We start from the raw sequence: 17,276 nt of genomic DNA on the forward strand, positions 1-17,276 counted from the left end.
CATGGCGTCGCCAGATCTTCACCGCTTCGCCTGCCCCGGAGCTGCGAAGCGGTGCCGTCGTCGATCAGGTGCAGGGGCCGAGGCTCTCGCGCACGAACTGATAGTCCTCTCGCGCGATCCGAGCATTTTCGGGATCGCCCGCCTCGAGGGCGGTCTGGGGCAGTTCGGGGGGCAAGCCGCAGGCGAGCCGGTACCAAAGCAGCGTATCGCGCCGCGGAGCGCCGGCCGACTCATCAATGAAATCGCCGGTCGAAACCGACCAGCGCGGCTGCTGATTCGGACGGCGCAGGACCTGCAGCGAGATTTGCTGGCCGCTGCCGGTCAGCAGGAAAATCTGCGTCTCGCCCTCGCCGGGAAGCGAGCCGGGGACGTGAAATGCGTTGCCGACACCGGTTATCGCTTCAGGCGCGTCCGCTGCCAGCACCTCACGGACGATGCCGCGAACGCGCGAATCGACCTCTGGAGTCCATGGGATCTGTGCATCCACGCCAGTCAACTGGACCTGATCCGGGGCATTTGGTACAGGACGAGCGAAAGCCAGAACCCGCAGTCGCTTCAATTTCGTCGCGCGACCCCGAGCGTCGAGCGGAACGTCGACGAGATAGGCCACGCGACTGGCCATCGCCCCGGTGCCGCGGATCAGCGCGGTGACGTCGATCTCGACATAGAAGCGTGCGCGCCCAGCAGCGAGACCGGTCGCCTCGGCGTCTTTGACGCGCGTTGCGCTGCGGACGACGCCATCGATCACCAGCGGCGAAGCAAGAACTTGCCGGGCGATGCTGGCATAGCTGGGGCCGGCGGGGAGGGGGGCTGCCTGGCCGGCGGGGGAGGCCGTCTGGGCGTTGGCGGAAAGCGGCGCCGTCAATGCTGCGGCGCAACAAAAGAACAGGGTCTTCTTGTGCGTCATGCCGGTGTCGTTACCGGAATGTGCCGATGTTAAACAGAAATAATTCCGAAGCGCGGCCCTTCTATAGGGGAAATGTCCGACAAAGCGTTTGCGTAGCCCTGTGTCGGACGATACAGACTCGGGGTCTGCCGAGGGCTTGTTCGAACGGCGGGTGATTCCGTGCGCTGGTGACAAGCGCTTCGCGGGTCGCAAAACGGGATAGAGGAGTGACGGTGCCGAATGGCTTACGCTGACCGTAATGTAGCAGGAAGCCGGGTGGTAGCGATCGTTGTGGTCGCTGTGCTCGTGGCTGTCCTGGGCTATGTCTTCGTCACTGGACTGGCCATGAAATATATCAAGGAGAAGACCGAGGAACTGGACGTCTTCGACGTGCAGGACCCGCCGCCTCCGCCTGAGGAAGTGCCGCCGCCGCCGCCGCCGCCCGATTCGCCGGTGCCGCCGCCGCCGACCCAGGTCGTGACGCCGCCCGCAGTGGTGCAGGTGCCGGTTCCGGCCCCGCCCATCCAGACCACCAACGTGCCGCAGCCGCCGCCCCCGACGTCGCCTCCCGCGCCGCCGGCTCCGCCCGCGCCGCCGCAGCCGCCTGCACCGCCCGCCCCGCCGCGGGTTGCCAAGAAACTCACGCCGCGCGGTCAGCCGCAGAGCTGGGTGACGAATGACGACTATCCGGCAGCTGCGCTTCGCTCGGAGAGCGAAGGCACCACCGGCGTGCGTCTTGACGTCGATGCAAGCGGTAAGGTCACGAACTGCACCGTGACCTCGTCCAGTGGTTCGTCGCTGCTCGACAACACTGCGTGTTCGCTGCTTCGCCGCCGCGCCCGGTTCAATCCGGCCGAGGACGCGGGTGGTAACAAGATTCCCGCGAGCTGGCCCGGCCGGTTCACGTGGAAGATGCCGACGAACTGATCGATTTGGGTGACCGGCGCGGCGAAGACATTCGCGCGCCGGATTGAACGACAAGCAATTCTCAGAGGAAAGAATCAAACATGTTCACGACCATTCTCGCTGCCGGGGCCGGTGCTGGCGCTCCTCCCGCCGATTTCGACGTGCTGCACGCCCTCAATGAAGGCGGCGTCATTTCGTGGGCCACTGCCGTCATCCTCGTCGGCATGCTGTTCTTCTCGCTCTACATCCTGTTCACCAAGGTGTTCGAGCAGCAGAAGATCCTGAACCAGGGCAAGCGCGTCCGCGCCAGCTTCTGGACCTCGGGCAACCTGCGCGAAGGCGCGGCCAAGCTCGCCAAGAACTCGGCCTATCGCCAGATCGTCGACGACGCGCTGCTGGCCCAGGACCAGTACAAGGAGCTCACCGACCCGGTCGAGGCTCACGACTGGCTGCACGGTTCGCTGACCCGCTCGGAAGCGTCGATCAACTCGCAGCTGGGCGGTGGCCTGGCGTTCCTCGCGACCGTCGGCACGACCGCACCGTTCATCGGTCTGTTCGGTACCGTCGTCGGCATCTTCCGCGCGCTGATCAAGATCGGTGCGGAAGGCCAGGCGTCGATCGGCACCGTCGCAGGTCCGGTCGGTGAGGCGCTCATCATGACCGCGCTCGGCCTGGTCGTCGCCGTTCCCGCGGTGCTGGCCTATAACTGGCTGCAGCGCCGTAACAAGGCGATCGCCGAGCAGCTCAGCGGCTTCTCGAACGACGTGCTCGGCTACCTGGCTTCGGACGGCCGCGTTCGTCCGGTGACCTCGTCGACGGCAGCTGCTGCGGCTCGCAAGCCGGCCGCTCCGGTGGCGAAGGCCCCGCAGGCCTCGACCACCGCGTAAATCGACCGGGACCGGGTCGCGCGGACAGACTTGCCTCTGCCGCGCGGCACCGGTCCGGCGATTTGCCCGGGGACAGGATGCGTAAGATAGGAATGCGCCAATGGCGATGAATGTAGGCGGAGACGCCGAAGAAAAACCGATGTCGGACATCAACACGACGCCACTGGTGGACGTCATGCTGGTGCTTCTGATCATCTTCCTGATCGCGATCCCGGTGGTGGTGCAGTCGGTCGAACTGCAACTGCCGAAGGTGGTGTTCGAGCCGACCGAGACCAAGCCGGAGAACGTCCTGCTGGCGGTTCGCGCTGATGGAAACGGCACCTGCCAGGTCTATTGGGGCTTGTCCCCGGTGAGCAGCGCAGAATTGCTGGATCGTGCATCGAAGAAGCTGCAGGCGGAAATTGACCGGGTCGGGACGATCACGCGAGCGGACCAGCTTCCCGAAGTCCATATCCGCGGCGACGTGAACACGCCGTACAAGTGCATCGGTGGGACCATCTTCACCATGCAGCGCGCGGGCTTCGTCAAGGTCGGCTTCATTTCCGAGCCGCCGCCCAACTCGTCCCTCTGAGCCACCGTTTAAGGAGTTAATCACATGGCAATGAGCGGTGGCCGCGACGACGGCGAACCGATGAACGAGATGAACACGACGCCGCTGATCGACGTCATGCTCGTGCTTCTGATCATGTTCATCATTACTATCCCGATCCAGACCCACGCGGTTAAGATCGATCTTCCCCAGACGCCCAAGGACGCAGTCCAGCAGGTCGAGCCTGAGAAGAACAAGATCTTCATCGATGCCAATGGCAACGTATTCTGGAACAGCGCTCAGGTGGACGATGTCACCCTGCAGCAGTATCTGGAAGCCACGAAGAACATCAATCCGGAGCCCGAGCTGCACTTCCAGCCGGCTCCCGACGCAAAGTATGACAAGGTCGATCACGTGCTTGCGATCGTGAAGCGCGCGAACGTCACCAAGCTCGGCTTCGTCGGCAACGACCAGTATTCGAGCGTCTTCTAAGACGATCCGATATCCACCGCGCTTAGGCGCAGGTGATGAGAGAGGCGGCCTTCGGGTCGCCTCTTTTGCGTTGGGCGATGGCTGCGGTTTGTCTGAGCTGTCCGCCCGTCAAGTGGGTGACTGCATGTGATGCATTCGCGCGCGGCGCTTGCGATGTTCGCAATTGTCAGCCTGAAACAGAAGTGTCACAAATCCGACATCAAAGAGTCACCAAAAATACGCGGTGACGTCACATAGGATGGAGGATGGCATGCGTGTTTCGCTGATGGCTTTCGGCATTGCGGCCCCGCTGATGCTGCTCGCCGCCCCTGCCCAGGCGCAGACTCCGGCGGGCGACCCAGTTGCCAAGGCGACCATCGTGCAAGGCGATTATGCGACGGCGGAGCGACGCCTGCTTCAGGAATTGCGGATTTACCCCGATCGTCCCGAGTTGCTGCTGAACCTTGCCGCGGTCTATTCACAGACCGGGCGTATCAGCGAGGCCCGGGGCCTGTATCGTCGGGTCATCGCTCAGAATGACGTGCTGATGGATGTGAGTGCCGAGCGCACGGCCGGATCGCACGCGATCGCCAATGTCGGGCTTCGCCGCCTCGAGACGGTTCAGTTTACCCAGCGCTGATCGGCCGCAAGCGGGCGCCGGGCTTGGCCCGGCGATCCCTCAACGCTTGCCTGGTTCCTACATCGGCGACCTGCAACGCTGCATGCTGAGGCGCGCGACTGGACTGACTACCCTTTCTTAAGCTGTCCGCGGCCTCAAAGCCGCGGGAGCGTTACCCCGCGCTGACCCATATATTTGCCCGCCCGGTCGGCATAGCTGGTCTCGCAGGGCTCGTTGCCCTTGAGGAACAGGAACTGGCACGCGCCCTCGTTCGCGTAGATCTTGGCGGGCAGGGGGGTCGTGTTGGAAAACTCCAGCGTGACATGGCCCTCCCATTCGGGTTCGAGCGGCGTGACGTTCACGATGATGCCACAGCGCGCATAGGTCGACTTGCCGAGGCAGATCACCAGCACATCCCGCGGCACGCGGAAATACTCGACCGTTCGCGCCAGCGCGAAGCTGTTTGGCGGGATGACGCATACGTCGGTCTTGCGATCGACGAAGCTGTTCGAGTCGAAATCCTTCGGATCGACTACGGCACTGTCGACATTGGTGAAGATCTTGAACTCGTCGGCGACGCGCGCGTCATAGCCATAGGAAGACAGGCCATAGCTGATGCACCCTTCGCGGCGCTGCGCCTCGACAAAGGGTTCGATCATCGCGTGTTGCGTTGCCTGGTCGCGAATCCAGCGGTCTGAAAGGATCATGGCGCAGCTTTCGCGGCTCGGGAAGCATCGGGCAAGGGGGCTATTCGACCTTGAGTTCGAACGGCGTGGCGGGCAGTCCGGCACGATCGTAGAGCGTGCACACCGGACTGTCGCCCCAGCAGTAGCGCACGCGATCCGCGCCGCCGCCGGCGGCATCGATCACGACCGTCGCGCCATCGATCTTCGCTTCCACGAAGCGGCAACTGGCATAGGCCGCCCCACAGAGTTCGAAACCGATCGGCCGGCTTGCCGACCAGGCCTGGAGCGGACCGTCCGCGCCGGTGAAGGTGACCCGGATGCTGTTGCCCAGGCGGCGCGCTTCGACCGGCCACGGACCCGAATAGCCGATCTGCTCGCCATAGGCCTTGGCGCGAGCGCCGAGCGCCAGGCGGCGGCCGACCTCCTGCTTGTTGGCGGGGTGGATGTCCCATACGTCGCCCAAGTCGGTTGCCACGGTCAGCGCCGCATTGCGATCCGTCGCGACCGCGCGACGCTGCTCGTCGCGGATACTGGCATTGCCGCTTTCCACTGGAACCGCATTGCGCGGTCCCCAACCGGCGATCTGCACGATCAGGAATGGCAATTGGGGATCGCCGAACTGGCTGCGCCAGCCCGACATCAACCCGGCCAGGCGCGTCGCATAGCCCGAAGCGGCGCCGGTATCGGCTTCTCCCTGATACCAGGCGACGCCGCGCAACCGATAGGGGCCGATCGGCGCGATCATCGCATTGTAGAGCCCGGACTGCCCAGATGTGCTCTCCCACGGAGTGTGCGGCGAATCGCCGATGCCGGGGGTCGCGCGATATTGCCAGTCGGATGCCGACGGCAGGGCGAGGGTGGTGCCGTCTGCGAACCTGATCAGACGCGGGGCGTCCTTGCCGTACATGCCGCCACCGCCGCCAGTATCGATGACGCCGACCGTGATCCGGTTCACGCCCGCCTTCAGAAGACCCGGCGCGAGCCGATAGCTGCGCTGCTCGTTCCAGACATTCGTCGACCCGACCGGGACGCCATTGACGAAGGCGACATCCATGTCGTCGGCGATACCCAGCTCGATGCCGGTCGCCTTCTTTGCCTGGGCAGCGGTCAGCCGGATCTCGGTCCGGTACCAGACGATGCCGTTATAATTCTCCATCGCCGGGACGCCCCAGCCTTCCCAAAGCTCGAAAGCGGGCAGCTTGAGCCATTGGCCGGGGGCATTCGCTTGCCAGGGCTCGCGACCGGCCGCGTCACCGCTGCGTTCGCGCCACCAACTCATCCAGCCTTCACCCCATTGCCGGGCGGCCGCGGCGGGATCGCGCTGATAGAGCGCGCGCAACTCGGCGTCGCCCTTCGCCACCGCGTCGGCGACGAGCGAGCCGGCGCTTCGCCAGGCGTTGATCGCAGTGCCGCCCCAGGTGGAGTCGATCAGTCCGAACGGCACCTTCTGGCGCGCTTTCAGATCCCGAGCCATGAAATAGCAGGCCGCGCTGAACTCGCCGATCGTCTTGGGCGTGACGGGCTCCCAGGCCAGCGGATGCTTGAACCGGTCGAGGGGTGCGCTTGCCGAGTCCTTATGCACGGTGATCAGGCGCATCATGGGATCGTTGGCGTTGGCGATCTCGCTATGCGCGTTCAGCGCTTGCGAGACCGAAAGCTCCATGTTCGACTGCCCCGAACAGAGCCAGACATCGCCGATCAGGATGTCGCTGGCAGTCTGCGAGCGCGATCCGGCGCGGACCGTCAGCGTGTATGGGCCACCCGCCGCAAGCGCGGGAAGCTCGACGCGCCAGCGCCCTGCGGCGTCCGCCGTTGCGCGGGCCGACTTGCCGGCAATCTCGACCTCGACCGGCTGGCCGGGGGCGGCATTGCCCCAGACGGGGAGGGGCCTGTCCCGCTGCAGGACGCCATGATCCTGAAACAGCGGGGCCAGCAACGGGACATCCTGGGCCGCCGCCGGAAGCGCCCATAGCAGCGCAGCCGCCGCCGCGCTCATGCCCGGAATCACCTTCACTGCCATCTCCCCGCCACGTGTTCGCCCCCTGCAAAGCCGATGCGCCGGGGATCGGCAAGACCTAAAGCAGGTCGCGCGGGCCGAAGCCCTGCGGGAGCAGTTCGGAAATGCGCCAGCTGCGGATGGCGTCGCCTTCGGCCGCGCCGCAATGGACCGGCAGGTCGCGGTCACCGATCGCCGCCGCTTCGTTGATGATCTGTCGGCATCGGCCGCACGGGCTGACAGGCTTGTCGCCGGTAGGGCCTTCGGGACCGATCGGTCCGCCGATCACGCCGATCGCAACGACATCGGCAATCCGGCCCTGGGCATTGACCGTGGCGAGTGCGACGGTCTCGGCGCACAGCGACAGTCCGTAGCTCGCATTCTCGAAGTTCGCACCGGTCACGATGGTACCGTCGGCGAGGAGCACCGCGGCGCCGACACCGAACCGCGAGTAGGGCGCATAGGCGTTTCGGGCAGCCTCGCGCGCTTCGGCCACCAATTGCTCCGGGGTCACATCATTCATTCGCGTGCCTGTCCCTGCTTGATCCGCCCGTCTGTCGGATTCGGCGGAACCCGCAAGCGTGCCATATCGGTCCCAGCTTGTCGAAGTTCCAAGTCTAATGCCGCCTAATGGCGCGTTTTCAATGACCTATCCCTTGATATGCAGAACGCAAATGAGCGTGAACAGTCTGCGCGCGGTGTCGAAATCGACCTCGATCTTGCCTTCCAGCCGATCCTTGAGCAGCTGCGCGGCATCATTGTGGATCCCGCGCCGGGCCATGTCGATCGTTTCGATCTGCGCCGGGGTCGCGTTGCGGATCGCCTGGTAATAGCTGTCGCAGATCGCGAAATAATCGCGGATCGGGCGGCGAAAGCGTGCAAGCCCGAGCACCAATGTTTCGAGATGCGAACCGTCCTCGCGCATCATCTGCAGCGCCAGCCGACCTTCCTCGACGCTGAGGTGCAGCTTGAACGGGCCGGCATAGTCGCTGTTGCGCAGGACCGGCGCGAAGTGATTGTCCTCGATCAGGTCGAAGATCGCGATCCGCCGCTCCTGCTCGATATCGGCCGAACGCCACAGGATCGTGCGCTCGTCCAGGGTGACATCGATGATCCGCGGATCGGCCATGCCCTGCCTATCCGTTCATTCCACATTTTCCACAAGCGCGCAGGTTGATGCTATCATCGGTCTCCCCCACAGGTTCCGAACATGGTCCAGCCGATTCCCTTGCCGATGCCCGCCGCGCCCGAAACCGTCCAGCTTCCCCAGAATGTGGAAGCCGAGGCTGCGCTGCTCGGTGCGATGATGATCGACAATCGCATCGCCGAGGATGTGCTGCAGAAGATCCGGCCCGAGCATTTCTTCGAGCCACTGCACGGGCGTATCTACGAGGCGATCTCGTTCCTGGTCGGTGACAATCGCCTTGCGACTCCGGTGACGTTGCGCCCGCTGTTCGCCGCCGATCCGGCGATGAAGGAACTGGGCGGGCCGGCCTATCTGGCGCAGCTGACCGGCAATCCGGCCAGCATCATCGGCGCGCGTGCTTTCGCCGACCAGATCTATGATCTGGCGATGCTTCGAGCGCTGGTGACGGTCGGACGCGACATGGTCGATGGCGCGCTGGACACCAGCAAGGATATCAATCCCGCCAAGCAGATCGAGGTCGCCGAGCTCAAGCTGTATGAAGTCGCCGAGAAGGGCGATGCCGAGGGCGGAGCGAAGAGCTTCACCCGCGCCGCGACGCTTGCCGTCAAGCAGGCCGAGAAGGCGATGAACTCGGGCGGCGGCATCTCGGGCATCACCACCGGGCTGACCGACCTCAACGCGTCGACCGGCGGCTTCAACCGGTCGGATCTGCTGATCCTCGCCGGCCGTCCGGGCATGGGCAAGACCTCGCTTGCGACCAACATCGCGTTCAATGCGGCGAAGCGCTGGATGGATGACCTCGACGCCGGCATCGCCGAGGAAAAGTCGATCGGTGCGCCGGTCGCGTTCTTCAGCCTCGAAATGTCGGCCGACCAGCTGGCGATGCGTATCCTGTCCGAGCAGGCCGAGGTGATTTCGGAAAAGCTGCGCACCGGCCAGCTGAGCCAGGCCGAGTTCCAGAAATTCGCCCGGGCCGCGGCGGATCTGGAGCGATTGCCGCTGTTCATCGACGACACGCCCGGCCTGACGATCGCTGCGCTGCGCACGCGTGCGCGGCGCATGAAGCGCCAGCACAAGATCGGCATGGTCATCGTCGACTATCTTCAGCTGCTGAGCGGATCCGGGCGCAGCCAGGGCGATGGCCGTGTGCAGGAAATTTCGGAAATTTCCCGTGGCCTGAAGACCTTGGCGAAGGAACTTCATGTTCCGGTGCTGGCATTGTCCCAGCTCAGCCGTGCGGTGGAAAGCCGCGAGGACAAGCGGCCGCAGCTATCGGATCTTCGCGAGTCCGGATCGATCGAGCAGGACGCCGATATCGTACTGTTCGTCTATCGCGACGAATATTATCACGACTTCAAGGCGCCGACGAAGGTGCCGGACGGCACCGAGACGCCTGAGCAGCGCATCGCCTATGAGGAATGGCAGGCGAAGCAGCTGGAGGTCGCAAACAAGGCGACGGTGATCATCGCCAAGCAGCGCCATGGTGCGACCGGATCGGTGCACATGCGCTTCGATCGTCAGTTCACCAAGTTCAGCGACCTGGCGCACAGCGACTATTCGCCCGAATACGAATAGCGTGCGGTGCGCTGGCCGCGGCGCCGGTCAGGCCTGGGCGGGCTCCAGAGCGTTCTTCATGTCGCCGATCGTTCCGACGCGGATACCGATGCGCGGGTCGCTGCTCTTCGGGAAGACTGCATCGAGCCGCTGGCGCAGCACCGTTTCGAATTCGAGCTGACCATGCTTGCGAGCCCGGGAGACCGTGATGTCATGCTGGATCGCGCTCTTGATCCGTTCGACTGCGTCGTCGTCCAGGACGCCAACTGCCACAAGCTCGGCGCACAGCTGAAGCAAACCGACCGAGGTCGCCTGTGCCCGCAGGCCGATATAGTCGAGACATTCATGCAGGCGGATTGCCTGCTCCTTCTGGCTCCGGTCCATCCTCAACCTCCTTGCGACCCTCTTGAACGGGCGATGGCGCAACGGATCGGAACCGGCGCGCTGTCGCGCATAGGGCGTCGTAGACAGGCTAGGTCCGGGATGCCGGGCGCGTCAACGGCCTAGACGCAATGATCCGGCAGGTCGTCAGAAGACCGGAAGGTTGGGATCGTTGTCGGCGGTGGGATCGTGGATACCGCACTCGGTCTTTTCCCAGCCGCGCCAGCGCCCGGCGCGTGGATCCTCGCCAGGACGGACGACACTGGTGCACGGTGCGCAGCCGATCGACAGATAACCCTGCGCCTCGAGCGGGTGACGCGGCAGACCGCGATTTTCGAACCAGGCGTCGAGATCGGCCTTCGTCCAGGTGGCGAGCGGATTGAACTTCAGGCGATCGCCGTTGAGCTCGAAGCGGGGCAGGGCATTGCGCGTGCTTGCCTGAAACGCCTTGCGCCCGGTGATGGTGGCGTCGAATGTCGCCAGCGCCGTTTCCAGTGGCGCGACCTTGCGGATCTCGCAGCAGCCGTCGGGATCATAGGACCAGCGCAACCCGGTCTCGTCGCGCTTGGCAATGATCGCCTGATCGGGCGTGAGGATGCGAAGGTCGCGCAGCCCCAGACGCGCGGCGAGCGTGTCGCGATAGGCCAGCGTCTCGGGGAAATGCTTGCCGGTATCGATGAACAGCACCGGCACGGTCGGATCGATCGTGGCGACCAGGTCGAGCAGAACTGCCGACTCGGCACCGAATGACGACACGATTCCGACCTCGCCCAGCATCCGCTCATGAAGAACGGTGCGCAGCATGTCCTGGGTGTCGGTGCCGCGAAACCGGTTGTTGAGGCGCACCGCGTCCGCCTCGGTGAAACGCGGCGTCACGTCGATCACATCCCGTTGCCGGGCGATCCCGTGTGCGTCCGCTTCAGCCATGGCGACGTTTCCAGACCGGAATCTGGCCGTCGGCCGCCGACTGGTAGACGGACTCATAGCGCGCCAGCGAAGCCGCCAGCGTGGCAGGGTCGATCTCCGCCTCGGGCGCGAAGCTGTCGAAGCCGCAGCGGCGCATCAGCGGGATCTGGTCCACCAGCACGTCGCCTTGCGCGCGAAGCTCGCCGACATAGCCCGCCTCGCGCAGGATGCGCGCGGTGGAGTAGCCGCGACCGTCGCGGAATTTCGGGAAGCTCACCTCGACCAGCGCGATGCGATCCAGGCTGCCCAGCAGCGGGGCGACATCGTCGCCCGCCTCGATCCGGACGGCGGTAGCGTTTGACTGCCCAAGAAAGGCGTCCATCGTCACCGCCGGCTCGTCATGCGCCTCGTCGTCGCGGTAGCGCAGAAGATCAGCCATAAAGCGCCTCCTTGAACGGCTCCATGCCGATGCGGCGATAGGTATCGAGAAAGCGCTCGCCCGGCTGGCGCTCGCGCAGATAGACGTCGGTCGTCTTCTCGACCGCATCGACGATGCCGTCCTCGTCGAAGCCGGGACCGGTGATCTTGCCCAGGCTGACGTCCTCGGCGCCCGAACCGCCCAGCAGCAACTGGTAATTCTCGGTACCCTTCCGGTCGACGCCCAGGATGCCGATATGGCCGGCATGATGGTGGCCGCACGCATTGATGCAGCCGCTGATCTTCAGCTTCAGCTCGCCCAGGTCGCGCTGCCGGTCGAGATCCGCGAACCGCTCGGTGATCTTCTGGGCGACCGGGATCGCCCGGGCATTGGCCAGCGAGCAATAGTCGAGGCCGGGGCAGGCGATGATGTCGCTGATCAGGTCGAGATTGGCCTCGGCAAGACCCGCCTCCGCCAGCTTCTGCCAGATCGCATAGAGATCGGCCTTGCGCACATGCGGCAGGACGATGTTCTGCGCATGCGTCACGCGCAGCTCGTCGAAGCTGTATTGCTGCGCGAGATCAGCCATCAAATCCATCTGCGCGGAAGATGCGTCGCCCGGGATGCCGCCGCGCGGCTTCAGGCTGATCGTGACGATGGAATAGCCGGGCTGCTTGTGCGCGGCGATATTCTGATCGAGCCACAACGCGAAGTCGGGGTCGCTGCGGTCGATCTCGTCGCTCAGTCCGGTCTCGAACGCCGGCGGCGCGAAGAAGGCGGCGATCCGGTCCAACTCGGCGCGCGGCGGATCGATGCCCAGCGCCTTGACCTTGGCGAACTCCTCCTCGACCTGGCGACCATATTCCTCCGCGCCGAGGTCGTGGATCAGGATCTTGATCCGCGCCTTGTAGATATTGTCGCGCCGGCCATAGCGATTGTAGACGCGCAGGCACGCTTCCATGTAGCTGAGGAAGTCCTCGAACGGCACGAAGTCCTTGACCTCTGGCGCGATCATCGGGGTTCGGCCCATGCCGCCGCCGACGAAGACCTTGACGCCCAGCACGCCGTCCTTTTCGACGATCTGCAGCCCGATATCGTGCAGCCGCATCGCCGCGCGGTCCTCGTCCGCGGCGATCACCGCAATCTTGAACTTGCGCGGCAGATAGCTGAATTCGGGGTGGAACGTGCTCCACTGGCGCAGCAACTCGGCCCAGGGACGCGGATCGGTGATCTCGTCCGCCGCGGCGCCGGCGAACTGGTCCGAACTGATGTTGCGGATGCAATTGCCCGAGGTCTGGATGGCATGCATCTCGACCGTCGCCAGCTCGGCGAGGATGTCGGGTGCGTCCTCCAGCTTGATCCAGTTGAACTGCAGGTTCTGGCGCGTGGTGAAGTGGCCGTAATCGCGGTCATATTTGCGCGCGATATGGGCAAGCATCCGCATCTGGCGGCTGTCCATCGTGCCATAGGGCACCGCGACGCGCAGCATATAGGCGTGAAGCTGAAGATAGAGGCCATTCATCAGCCGCAGGGGCTTGAACTGATCCTCGGTGATCTGGCCGGCAAGGCGGCGCGTCACCTGGTCGCGAAACTCCTCGACGCGGGCATCCACGATCGATTGGTCATACTGGTCATATTTGTACATGTCAGATCACCCAGCTGCCGGCATTGGGGTCGGCGGGCTTGAGGGTCAGGTCGGGCCGCACGGTCGGGCCGAGCGCGCGGATGCGGTCCTTGATATGCGCGGGGCGGGGGCCTTCCGGCGTCTGCGTCGCGTCGATCACATAGGGGCCGTTGACGCGCCGGGCGCCTTCCTCGGCATGGGCGATTGCCTCGCCCTGGTCGCCCACATCGACCGCATCCTCGACATGGCGCGACCAGCCCTGACCGGTCCACCAGGTGACGTCGCCGCTGGCGAGATCGTTTCCGGTCAGCAGCTTCATGCGAGTGCCTCCGCCGCCTTGGCCCAGCCGACCAGTCTGTCCTGTGCATCGGCGAGCATCACGACTTCGCCGACGATGATAATCGCGGGGCTCTTCACCTGCTCGCGCTCGACCATCGGACCAAGATCGGCGAGCAGCGTGCGCAGCGCGCGCGAGCCGTCCAGCGTGCCGCGCTCGAGCACCGCCACGGGCATGTCCGGGGTGACGCCGTCCGCCATCAGCTTGTCGGCAATGTCGGGGCAGGTCGCGACGCCCATATAGATGACCAGCGTGCGGCCCTTGCCGGCAAGACCCGACCAGTCCTGTTCGCTCAGCCCCTTGCACTGGCCGGCGACGAAGCTGACCGCGCTCGACCAGTCGCGATGGGTCAGCGGCAGGTTGAATTCCGCCGCCGCGCCAAGCGCCGCGGAGATTCCGGGAATCACTTCGACCGGCAGGCCGGCGGCACGTACCGCCTCGACCTCTTCGCCGCCGCGCCCGAAGATGAACGGGTCGCCGCCCTTCAGCCGCACCACGATGGCGCCGGTCTTCACATGGGCGACGATCAGCGCATTGATCGCGTCCTGCGGCACGGTGTGCTTCGACCGGCTCTTGGCGACCGAGATGCGGTGGGCGTGAGGGGCGAGATCGAGCACGCGCGGATCGACCAGCCCGTCATGGACCAGCACGTCCGCCTGGCGCAGCGCCTCGACGGCGCGAACGGTCAGCAGGCCCGGATCGCCAGGGCCGGCACCGACAAGGATCACGCGCCCGCGCGCGGAAGGATCAAGAAGGCTTGCCATGCGAGGCAGATGGGCCGCCGGACGGCGAAGGGCAACGGAGGGATGATTGGGCCTGCCGTAGCCGAACTATAGCGGGGCGTCTCCGGGGCCCTGCCTGGCGCAGTGCCGCCCCGAGCGCTGCTCGACACGAAAACGCCAGCCCTCCGAAAAGGGCCGGCGCGTTCATGCTTCATTCGGCGCGGTTGCGGCGTTCGATCAGCCGATCAGTCGAACAGTTCCTCGAAGAACGACTTACGGCGCTTCTGCTTGTACCCTTGGCCGCGACGATCGTCATGGTAATAGCGGTCGTCGGAGTGCGACGCGCGCGGCTCGAACGACTGTTGTGGCGGGTAGCCCGGCGCCGGGGCGGCGGGCTGGGCGGGCGCTGCAAACGCCGCGGTGCTGCGCTCGATGATCTTGTCCAGCTCGCCGCGGTCCAGCCAGACTCCACGGCAATTCGGACAGTGATCGATCTCGATGCCCTGGCGCTCCGACATGACGAGGTTGGTGCGGCAAACCGGGCAGGGAAGTCCGTTGGCAGTCATGATCAATCCTCCTGTTGACCGAACAGGCTCAGCAGCAGCTGGAACATGTTGATCAGGTTTAGATACAGCGACAGCGCGCCCATGATTGCCATCTTCTCGATGCCTTCATGGCCGGCATAGGCGATATATTCGCTCTTTAGCCGCTGCGTGTCCCAGGCGGTCAGACCGGCGAACACCAGAACACCGACGGCGGAGACGATGATCTGCAGCGTCGACGAACCCAGGAACAGGTTGACGATGCTCACGCCGATCACCGCGAGCAGGCCGATGAACAGGAAGCTGCCCAGGCCGGTCAGGTCGCGATTGGTGGTGTAGCCCCACAGACTGAGCCCGAGGAACATGGCCGAGGCGGCGAAAAAGGCGCTGGCGATGCTGGTCGCGGTAAAAACAAGGAAAATCGCGGCCATCGACACGCCCATCACCCCGGCGAAGGCAAAGAAGGCGGCGCGGGCGCCTGCGGTGGTCATCTTCTCGATGCGAAACTGAAAGAAGAAGATGAAGGCCAGCGGCGCGAACATCGCCACCCACTTCAACGGGGTGCCGAAGATGAGCGCGGTCAGCGCCGGGGTCGACGCGACCGCCAGCGCGACGAGGGCGGTGACGAGCAGGCCAATACCCATATTGCGATAGATGCCGAGCATGTGGCGACGCAGGCCTTCGTCGAAGCGGGCCTGCGCGCCGGCTGCGGCTCTGCTGTTGAATTGCGAGAGGTTTTCCATGGGGACTCCTAGGCGTGACGCGCGCGCCCCAGAGCGCTGCGGACCACGCGGTGCATGTGACTTGCGTCGGGGAAATGCCGGAACAGCCGATCCTTGACGGCGAGTCGCTCTTTCTTGAGCCGTGCCAGACGGAGCGTGTCGGGCAGTCGGCGCGCCAGCTCGCGCCGGATCTCGCGGTTCAGGGTTTGATGGGCTGCGATCAGCCGCTGTACCAGGTCACTCATATGCCACTCCAATCGATGGTTCATCGATCGAGCAGACCCGGTTGCCTTTGGAGGTTTGGGACCGATCAGCCATCAAACCTGCACCGAGCCAGCTCGATGCGGTCCGACATCACGGCGCCTTCCGAAGAAGACCGCCGCCAGAGGGGCCCGGTCCCGCACTCCGATAATTAGGCGTGCGGCGGGTCGGTTTCAAGGGGCTCTACGGCGGTTAGCGCTGTGATCCGTCAGGCGTCTCTCAGGCCGACGCCGATCGATGCGCTCGCCCGCTCGATTTCGGCGCTGGCAACGGGATATGCGCAATAGTCCGCCGCATAGAAGGCGCTCGGTCGGTGATTGCCCGACCAGCCCACTCCGCCGAACGGAGCCGCGGAAGAGGCGCCGCTGGTCGGCCGGTTCCAATTGACGATACCGGCGCGAATGTCGGTCCAGAATCGGTCATAGAGGTCGGGATCCTGGCTGATCAGCGAGGCAGATAGACCGTAGCGCGTATTGTTCGCCTCGGCGATCGCGTCTTCGAAGCTGCTCTTGCGATAGACTTGGAGGATCGGCCCGAACAGCTCGACGTCGGGGCTGTCGCCAACGTCGGTCATGTCGATGATGCCGGGAGAGAGGAATGGCAGGCCTGCGATCGGGCGTGAAAGAGGAAGCAGGGGTCGGCCACCCCTTTCGATGAGCCCGGTGAAGCTGCCGATCAGCATATCCGCGGTGGCGTTATCGATCACCGGGCCCATGAATGGTGCCGGATCGGCGTGCGGGTGATCGACGATCAGCCGGCTGGCAAGCGATACGACCTCAGCCATCAGCGCGTCGTACAGTCTGTCGTCCACGATCAGCCGGCGTGCCGCTGTGCAACGCTGCCCGGCGGTCGTGAAGGCGGATTGCACCACTAGCACCGCCGCGGCCCCGAGATCGGGCGCGTCCCACACGAGGATGGGATTGTTGCCGCCCATTTCCAGCGCCAGGATCTTTTCCGGCCGCGCGGCGAACTGCTGATTGATCGCAATCCCGGTCGGTGCCGACCCGGTGAACAACAGCCCGTCGATATCTGGGTGTGCAGCCAGCGCCTTGCCCGCGTCCGGACCCCCGATCAGCAGGCGGACGCATCCTTCGGGAATGCCTGCCGCATGGAAACAGTCGACCAGGAAGGCGCCCGAAGCCGGGGTCTTTTCCGACGGCTTGAACACCACGGCATTGCCGGCGAGCAGCGCCGGCACGATATGGCCGTTGGGCAGGTGGATCGGGAAATTATACGGGCCCAGAACCGCCAGCACGCCGTGCGGCTTGTGCCGGACCGCCATCCGGCTGTTCATGGGGCCGTCGGTGCGTTGCTCCCCGGTGCGCTGTGAATAGGCGGTGATCGAGATTTCGACCTTCGCAATGACGCTGTCGACTTCGGTCCGCGCCTCCCAGACCGGCTTGCCTGTCTCTCGCGCCACCAGATCGGTCAGCGCGTCGCCGCGCTCCCGCACGATATCGGCGAAGCGGCGCAGCGCCTCGATGCGATCGGCGAGCGGCGTTTTCGCCCAGCCGACCCAGCTGGCGCGTGCTGCCGCGACCTCCACATCGGCATCTCCCACAGGGTGGCGCCACAGTTCGGCACCGGTTGCGGGTTCGATCGAAATGAGGTCCTGGCCAGTCATTCGGTTCCGTGCGTCGGTTGGATGATAGGTTTCGGTCTCTTGCGTCAATTGGCCCTGC

21 protein-coding genes are annotated in these 17,276 nt (G+C 64.9%); 6 read left to right on the forward strand and 15 right to left on the reverse strand.

The window, feature by feature from the left end:
* Positions 1 to 64 precede the first annotated feature (64 nt).
* Positions 65 to 907 (reverse strand): hypothetical protein, encoded by an 843-nt coding sequence (locus ACZ1H8_RS18935; protein ID WP_465178776.1) that lies wholly within the window; start codon positions 905 to 907, stop codon positions 65 to 67.
* Positions 908 to 1,126: 219 nt separating this feature from the next.
* Here ACZ1H8_RS18935 and ACZ1H8_RS18940 point away from each other — a divergent pair, with 219 nt between their 5' ends.
* From ACZ1H8_RS18940 to ACZ1H8_RS18960, 5 genes are all read left to right on the forward strand, one after another.
* A complete protein-coding gene (locus ACZ1H8_RS18940) occupies positions 1,127 to 1,813 on the forward strand; it encodes an energy transducer TonB (protein WP_465178777.1) in 687 nt (228 codons plus the stop codon).
* Positions 1,814 to 1,893: 80 nt separating this feature from the next.
* On the forward strand, positions 1,894 to 2,679 hold the full coding sequence (locus ACZ1H8_RS18945) for a MotA/TolQ/ExbB proton channel family protein (RefSeq protein WP_465178778.1): 786 nt from the start codon (positions 1,894 to 1,896) through the stop codon (positions 2,677 to 2,679).
* Between the two features lie 100 nt (positions 2,680 to 2,779).
* Entirely contained in the window at positions 2,780 to 3,250 is a 471-nt protein-coding gene (locus tag ACZ1H8_RS18950; RefSeq protein WP_465178779.1) for an ExbD/TolR family protein, read from the forward strand.
* A 24-nt stretch (positions 3,251 to 3,274) separates the two neighbouring features.
* Positions 3,275 to 3,700 (forward strand): ExbD/TolR family protein, encoded by a 426-nt coding sequence (locus ACZ1H8_RS18955; RefSeq protein WP_465178780.1) that lies wholly within the window; start codon positions 3,275 to 3,277, stop codon positions 3,698 to 3,700.
* Between the two features lie 250 nt (positions 3,701 to 3,950).
* A complete protein-coding gene (locus tag ACZ1H8_RS18960) occupies positions 3,951 to 4,319 on the forward strand; it encodes a tetratricopeptide repeat protein (protein ID WP_465178782.1) in 369 nt (122 codons plus the stop codon).
* Between the two features lie 134 nt (positions 4,320 to 4,453).
* Here the strand turns inward: ACZ1H8_RS18960 and dcd are convergent, their stop codons facing one another.
* The 4 genes from dcd to ACZ1H8_RS18980 all read right to left on the reverse strand — a co-directional run bounded on the left by dcd (position 4,454) and on the right by ACZ1H8_RS18980 (position 8,109).
* Complete coding sequence (dcd, locus tag ACZ1H8_RS18965) at positions 4,454 to 5,005, reverse strand: dCTP deaminase (protein ID WP_110153846.1); 552 nt, start codon at positions 5,003 to 5,005, stop codon at positions 4,454 to 4,456.
* Positions 5,006 to 5,045: 40 nt separating this feature from the next.
* Positions 5,046 to 6,998 carry a sialate O-acetylesterase gene (locus ACZ1H8_RS18970; RefSeq protein WP_465178783.1) on the reverse strand — a complete coding sequence of 651 codons (1,953 nt, stop codon included), beginning with the start codon at positions 6,996 to 6,998 and terminating at the stop codon, positions 5,046 to 5,048.
* 61 nt (positions 6,999 to 7,059) lie between these two features.
* Entirely contained in the window at positions 7,060 to 7,503 is a 444-nt protein-coding gene (locus tag ACZ1H8_RS18975; RefSeq protein ID WP_465178784.1) for a cytidine deaminase, read from the reverse strand.
* A gap of 126 nt (positions 7,504 to 7,629) precedes the next feature.
* A complete protein-coding gene (locus ACZ1H8_RS18980; protein WP_110153849.1) occupies positions 7,630 to 8,109 on the reverse strand; it encodes a UPF0262 family protein in 480 nt (159 codons plus the stop codon).
* 81 nt (positions 8,110 to 8,190) lie between these two features.
* Here ACZ1H8_RS18980 and ACZ1H8_RS18985 point away from each other — a divergent pair, with 81 nt between their 5' ends.
* Positions 8,191 to 9,702: a replicative DNA helicase gene (locus ACZ1H8_RS18985; protein ID WP_465178785.1), complete on the forward strand. Its 1,512-nt coding sequence runs from the start codon at positions 8,191 to 8,193 to the stop codon at positions 9,700 to 9,702.
* A 27-nt stretch (positions 9,703 to 9,729) separates the two neighbouring features.
* Here ACZ1H8_RS18985 and ACZ1H8_RS18990 read toward each other — a convergent pair whose 3' ends face one another.
* The 10 genes from ACZ1H8_RS18990 to astD form a co-directional block, all read right to left on the reverse strand.
* Complete coding sequence (locus ACZ1H8_RS18990; protein ID WP_465178786.1) at positions 9,730 to 10,065, reverse strand: hypothetical protein; 336 nt, start codon at positions 10,063 to 10,065, stop codon at positions 9,730 to 9,732.
* A gap of 144 nt (positions 10,066 to 10,209) precedes the next feature.
* Positions 10,210 to 10,989: a phosphoadenylyl-sulfate reductase gene (locus ACZ1H8_RS18995; protein WP_465178787.1), complete on the reverse strand. Its 780-nt coding sequence runs from the start codon at positions 10,987 to 10,989 to the stop codon at positions 10,210 to 10,212.
* The gene (locus ACZ1H8_RS19000) at positions 10,982 to 11,407 is read right to left on the reverse strand and encodes a DUF934 domain-containing protein (protein WP_465178788.1); all 426 of its coding nucleotides are present in this window, start codon (positions 11,405 to 11,407) and stop codon (positions 10,982 to 10,984) included. The genes ACZ1H8_RS18995 and ACZ1H8_RS19000 overlap by 8 nt, the downstream gene beginning before the upstream one ends.
* Positions 11,400 to 13,031, reverse strand: a complete 1,632-nt coding sequence (locus ACZ1H8_RS19005) for a nitrite/sulfite reductase (RefSeq protein ID WP_465178789.1) — start codon at positions 13,029 to 13,031, stop codon at positions 11,400 to 11,402. Before ACZ1H8_RS19005 ends, ACZ1H8_RS19000 begins: the two co-directional genes overlap by 8 nt.
* Before the next feature lies 1 nt (position 13,032).
* Positions 13,033 to 13,329, reverse strand: a complete 297-nt coding sequence (locus ACZ1H8_RS19010) for a DUF2849 domain-containing protein (protein WP_465178790.1) — start codon at positions 13,327 to 13,329, stop codon at positions 13,033 to 13,035.
* Positions 13,326 to 14,111 carry a uroporphyrinogen-III C-methyltransferase gene (gene cobA, locus ACZ1H8_RS19015; protein ID WP_465178791.1) on the reverse strand — a complete coding sequence of 262 codons (786 nt, stop codon included), beginning with the start codon at positions 14,109 to 14,111 and terminating at the stop codon, positions 13,326 to 13,328. The genes ACZ1H8_RS19010 and cobA overlap by 4 nt, the downstream gene beginning before the upstream one ends.
* A 203-nt stretch (positions 14,112 to 14,314) precedes the next feature.
* Entirely contained in the window at positions 14,315 to 14,635 is a 321-nt protein-coding gene (locus ACZ1H8_RS19020) for a TFIIB-type zinc ribbon-containing protein (protein WP_465178792.1), read from the reverse strand.
* A 2-nt stretch (positions 14,636 to 14,637) separates the two neighbouring features.
* Positions 14,638 to 15,354 carry a Bax inhibitor-1/YccA family protein gene (locus tag ACZ1H8_RS19025; RefSeq protein ID WP_110153858.1) on the reverse strand — a complete coding sequence of 239 codons (717 nt, stop codon included), beginning with the start codon at positions 15,352 to 15,354 and terminating at the stop codon, positions 14,638 to 14,640.
* 8 nt (positions 15,355 to 15,362) lie between these two features.
* Complete coding sequence (locus ACZ1H8_RS19030) at positions 15,363 to 15,578, reverse strand: YdcH family protein (RefSeq protein ID WP_465178794.1); 216 nt, start codon at positions 15,576 to 15,578, stop codon at positions 15,363 to 15,365.
* A 224-nt stretch (positions 15,579 to 15,802) separates the two neighbouring features.
* Positions 15,803 to 17,218, reverse strand: coding sequence for a succinylglutamate-semialdehyde dehydrogenase (gene astD, locus ACZ1H8_RS19035; RefSeq protein WP_465178795.1), 1,416 nt, complete (start codon positions 17,216 to 17,218; stop codon positions 15,803 to 15,805).
* Positions 17,219 to 17,276: the final 58 nt, after the last annotated feature.

The sequence above is a fragment of the Sphingomonas sp. BL-S-25 genome (genome assembly GCF_055521555.1).

Coding starts and splice junctions, on each gene's coding strand:
- ACZ1H8_RS18995 (WP_465178787.1), bottom strand. CDS start 10,989: ATGGCTGAAGCGGACGCACACGGGATCGCCCGGCAACGGGATGTGATC.
- astD (WP_465178795.1), bottom strand. CDS start 17,218: ATGACTGGCCAGGACCTCATTTCGATCGAACCCGCAACCGGTGCCGAA.
- ACZ1H8_RS19025 (WP_110153858.1), bottom strand. CDS start 15,354: ATGGAAAACCTCTCGCAATTCAACAGCAGAGCCGCAGCCGGCGCGCAG.
- ACZ1H8_RS18935 (WP_465178776.1), bottom strand. CDS start 907: ATGACGCACAAGAAGACCCTGTTCTTTTGTTGCGCCGCAGCATTGACG.
- ACZ1H8_RS18940 (WP_465178777.1), top strand. CDS start 1,127: ATGGCTTACGCTGACCGTAATGTAGCAGGAAGCCGGGTGGTAGCGATC.
- ACZ1H8_RS18990 (WP_465178786.1), bottom strand. CDS start 10,065: ATGGACCGGAGCCAGAAGGAGCAGGCAATCCGCCTGCATGAATGTCTC.
- ACZ1H8_RS19030 (WP_465178794.1), bottom strand. CDS start 15,578: ATGAGTGACCTGGTACAGCGGCTGATCGCAGCCCATCAAACCCTGAAC.
- cobA (WP_465178791.1), bottom strand. CDS start 14,111: ATGGCAAGCCTTCTTGATCCTTCCGCGCGCGGGCGCGTGATCCTTGTC.
- ACZ1H8_RS18985 (WP_465178785.1), top strand. CDS start 8,191: ATGGTCCAGCCGATTCCCTTGCCGATGCCCGCCGCGCCCGAAACCGTC.
- ACZ1H8_RS18960 (WP_465178782.1), top strand. CDS start 3,951: ATGCGTGTTTCGCTGATGGCTTTCGGCATTGCGGCCCCGCTGATGCTG.
- ACZ1H8_RS18945 (WP_465178778.1), top strand. CDS start 1,894: ATGTTCACGACCATTCTCGCTGCCGGGGCCGGTGCTGGCGCTCCTCCC.
- ACZ1H8_RS18950 (WP_465178779.1), top strand. CDS start 2,780: ATGGCGATGAATGTAGGCGGAGACGCCGAAGAAAAACCGATGTCGGAC.
- ACZ1H8_RS18975 (WP_465178784.1), bottom strand. CDS start 7,503: ATGAATGATGTGACCCCGGAGCAATTGGTGGCCGAAGCGCGCGAGGCT.
- ACZ1H8_RS18980 (WP_110153849.1), bottom strand. CDS start 8,109: ATGGCCGATCCGCGGATCATCGATGTCACCCTGGACGAGCGCACGATC.
- dcd (WP_110153846.1), bottom strand. CDS start 5,005: ATGATCCTTTCAGACCGCTGGATTCGCGACCAGGCAACGCAACACGCG.
- ACZ1H8_RS19005 (WP_465178789.1), bottom strand. CDS start 13,031: ATGTACAAATATGACCAGTATGACCAATCGATCGTGGATGCCCGCGTC.
- ACZ1H8_RS19000 (WP_465178788.1), bottom strand. CDS start 11,407: ATGGCTGATCTTCTGCGCTACCGCGACGACGAGGCGCATGACGAGCCG.
- ACZ1H8_RS19010 (WP_465178790.1), bottom strand. CDS start 13,329: ATGAAGCTGCTGACCGGAAACGATCTCGCCAGCGGCGACGTCACCTGG.
- ACZ1H8_RS19020 (WP_465178792.1), bottom strand. CDS start 14,635: ATGACTGCCAACGGACTTCCCTGCCCGGTTTGCCGCACCAACCTCGTC.
- ACZ1H8_RS18955 (WP_465178780.1), top strand. CDS start 3,275: ATGGCAATGAGCGGTGGCCGCGACGACGGCGAACCGATGAACGAGATG.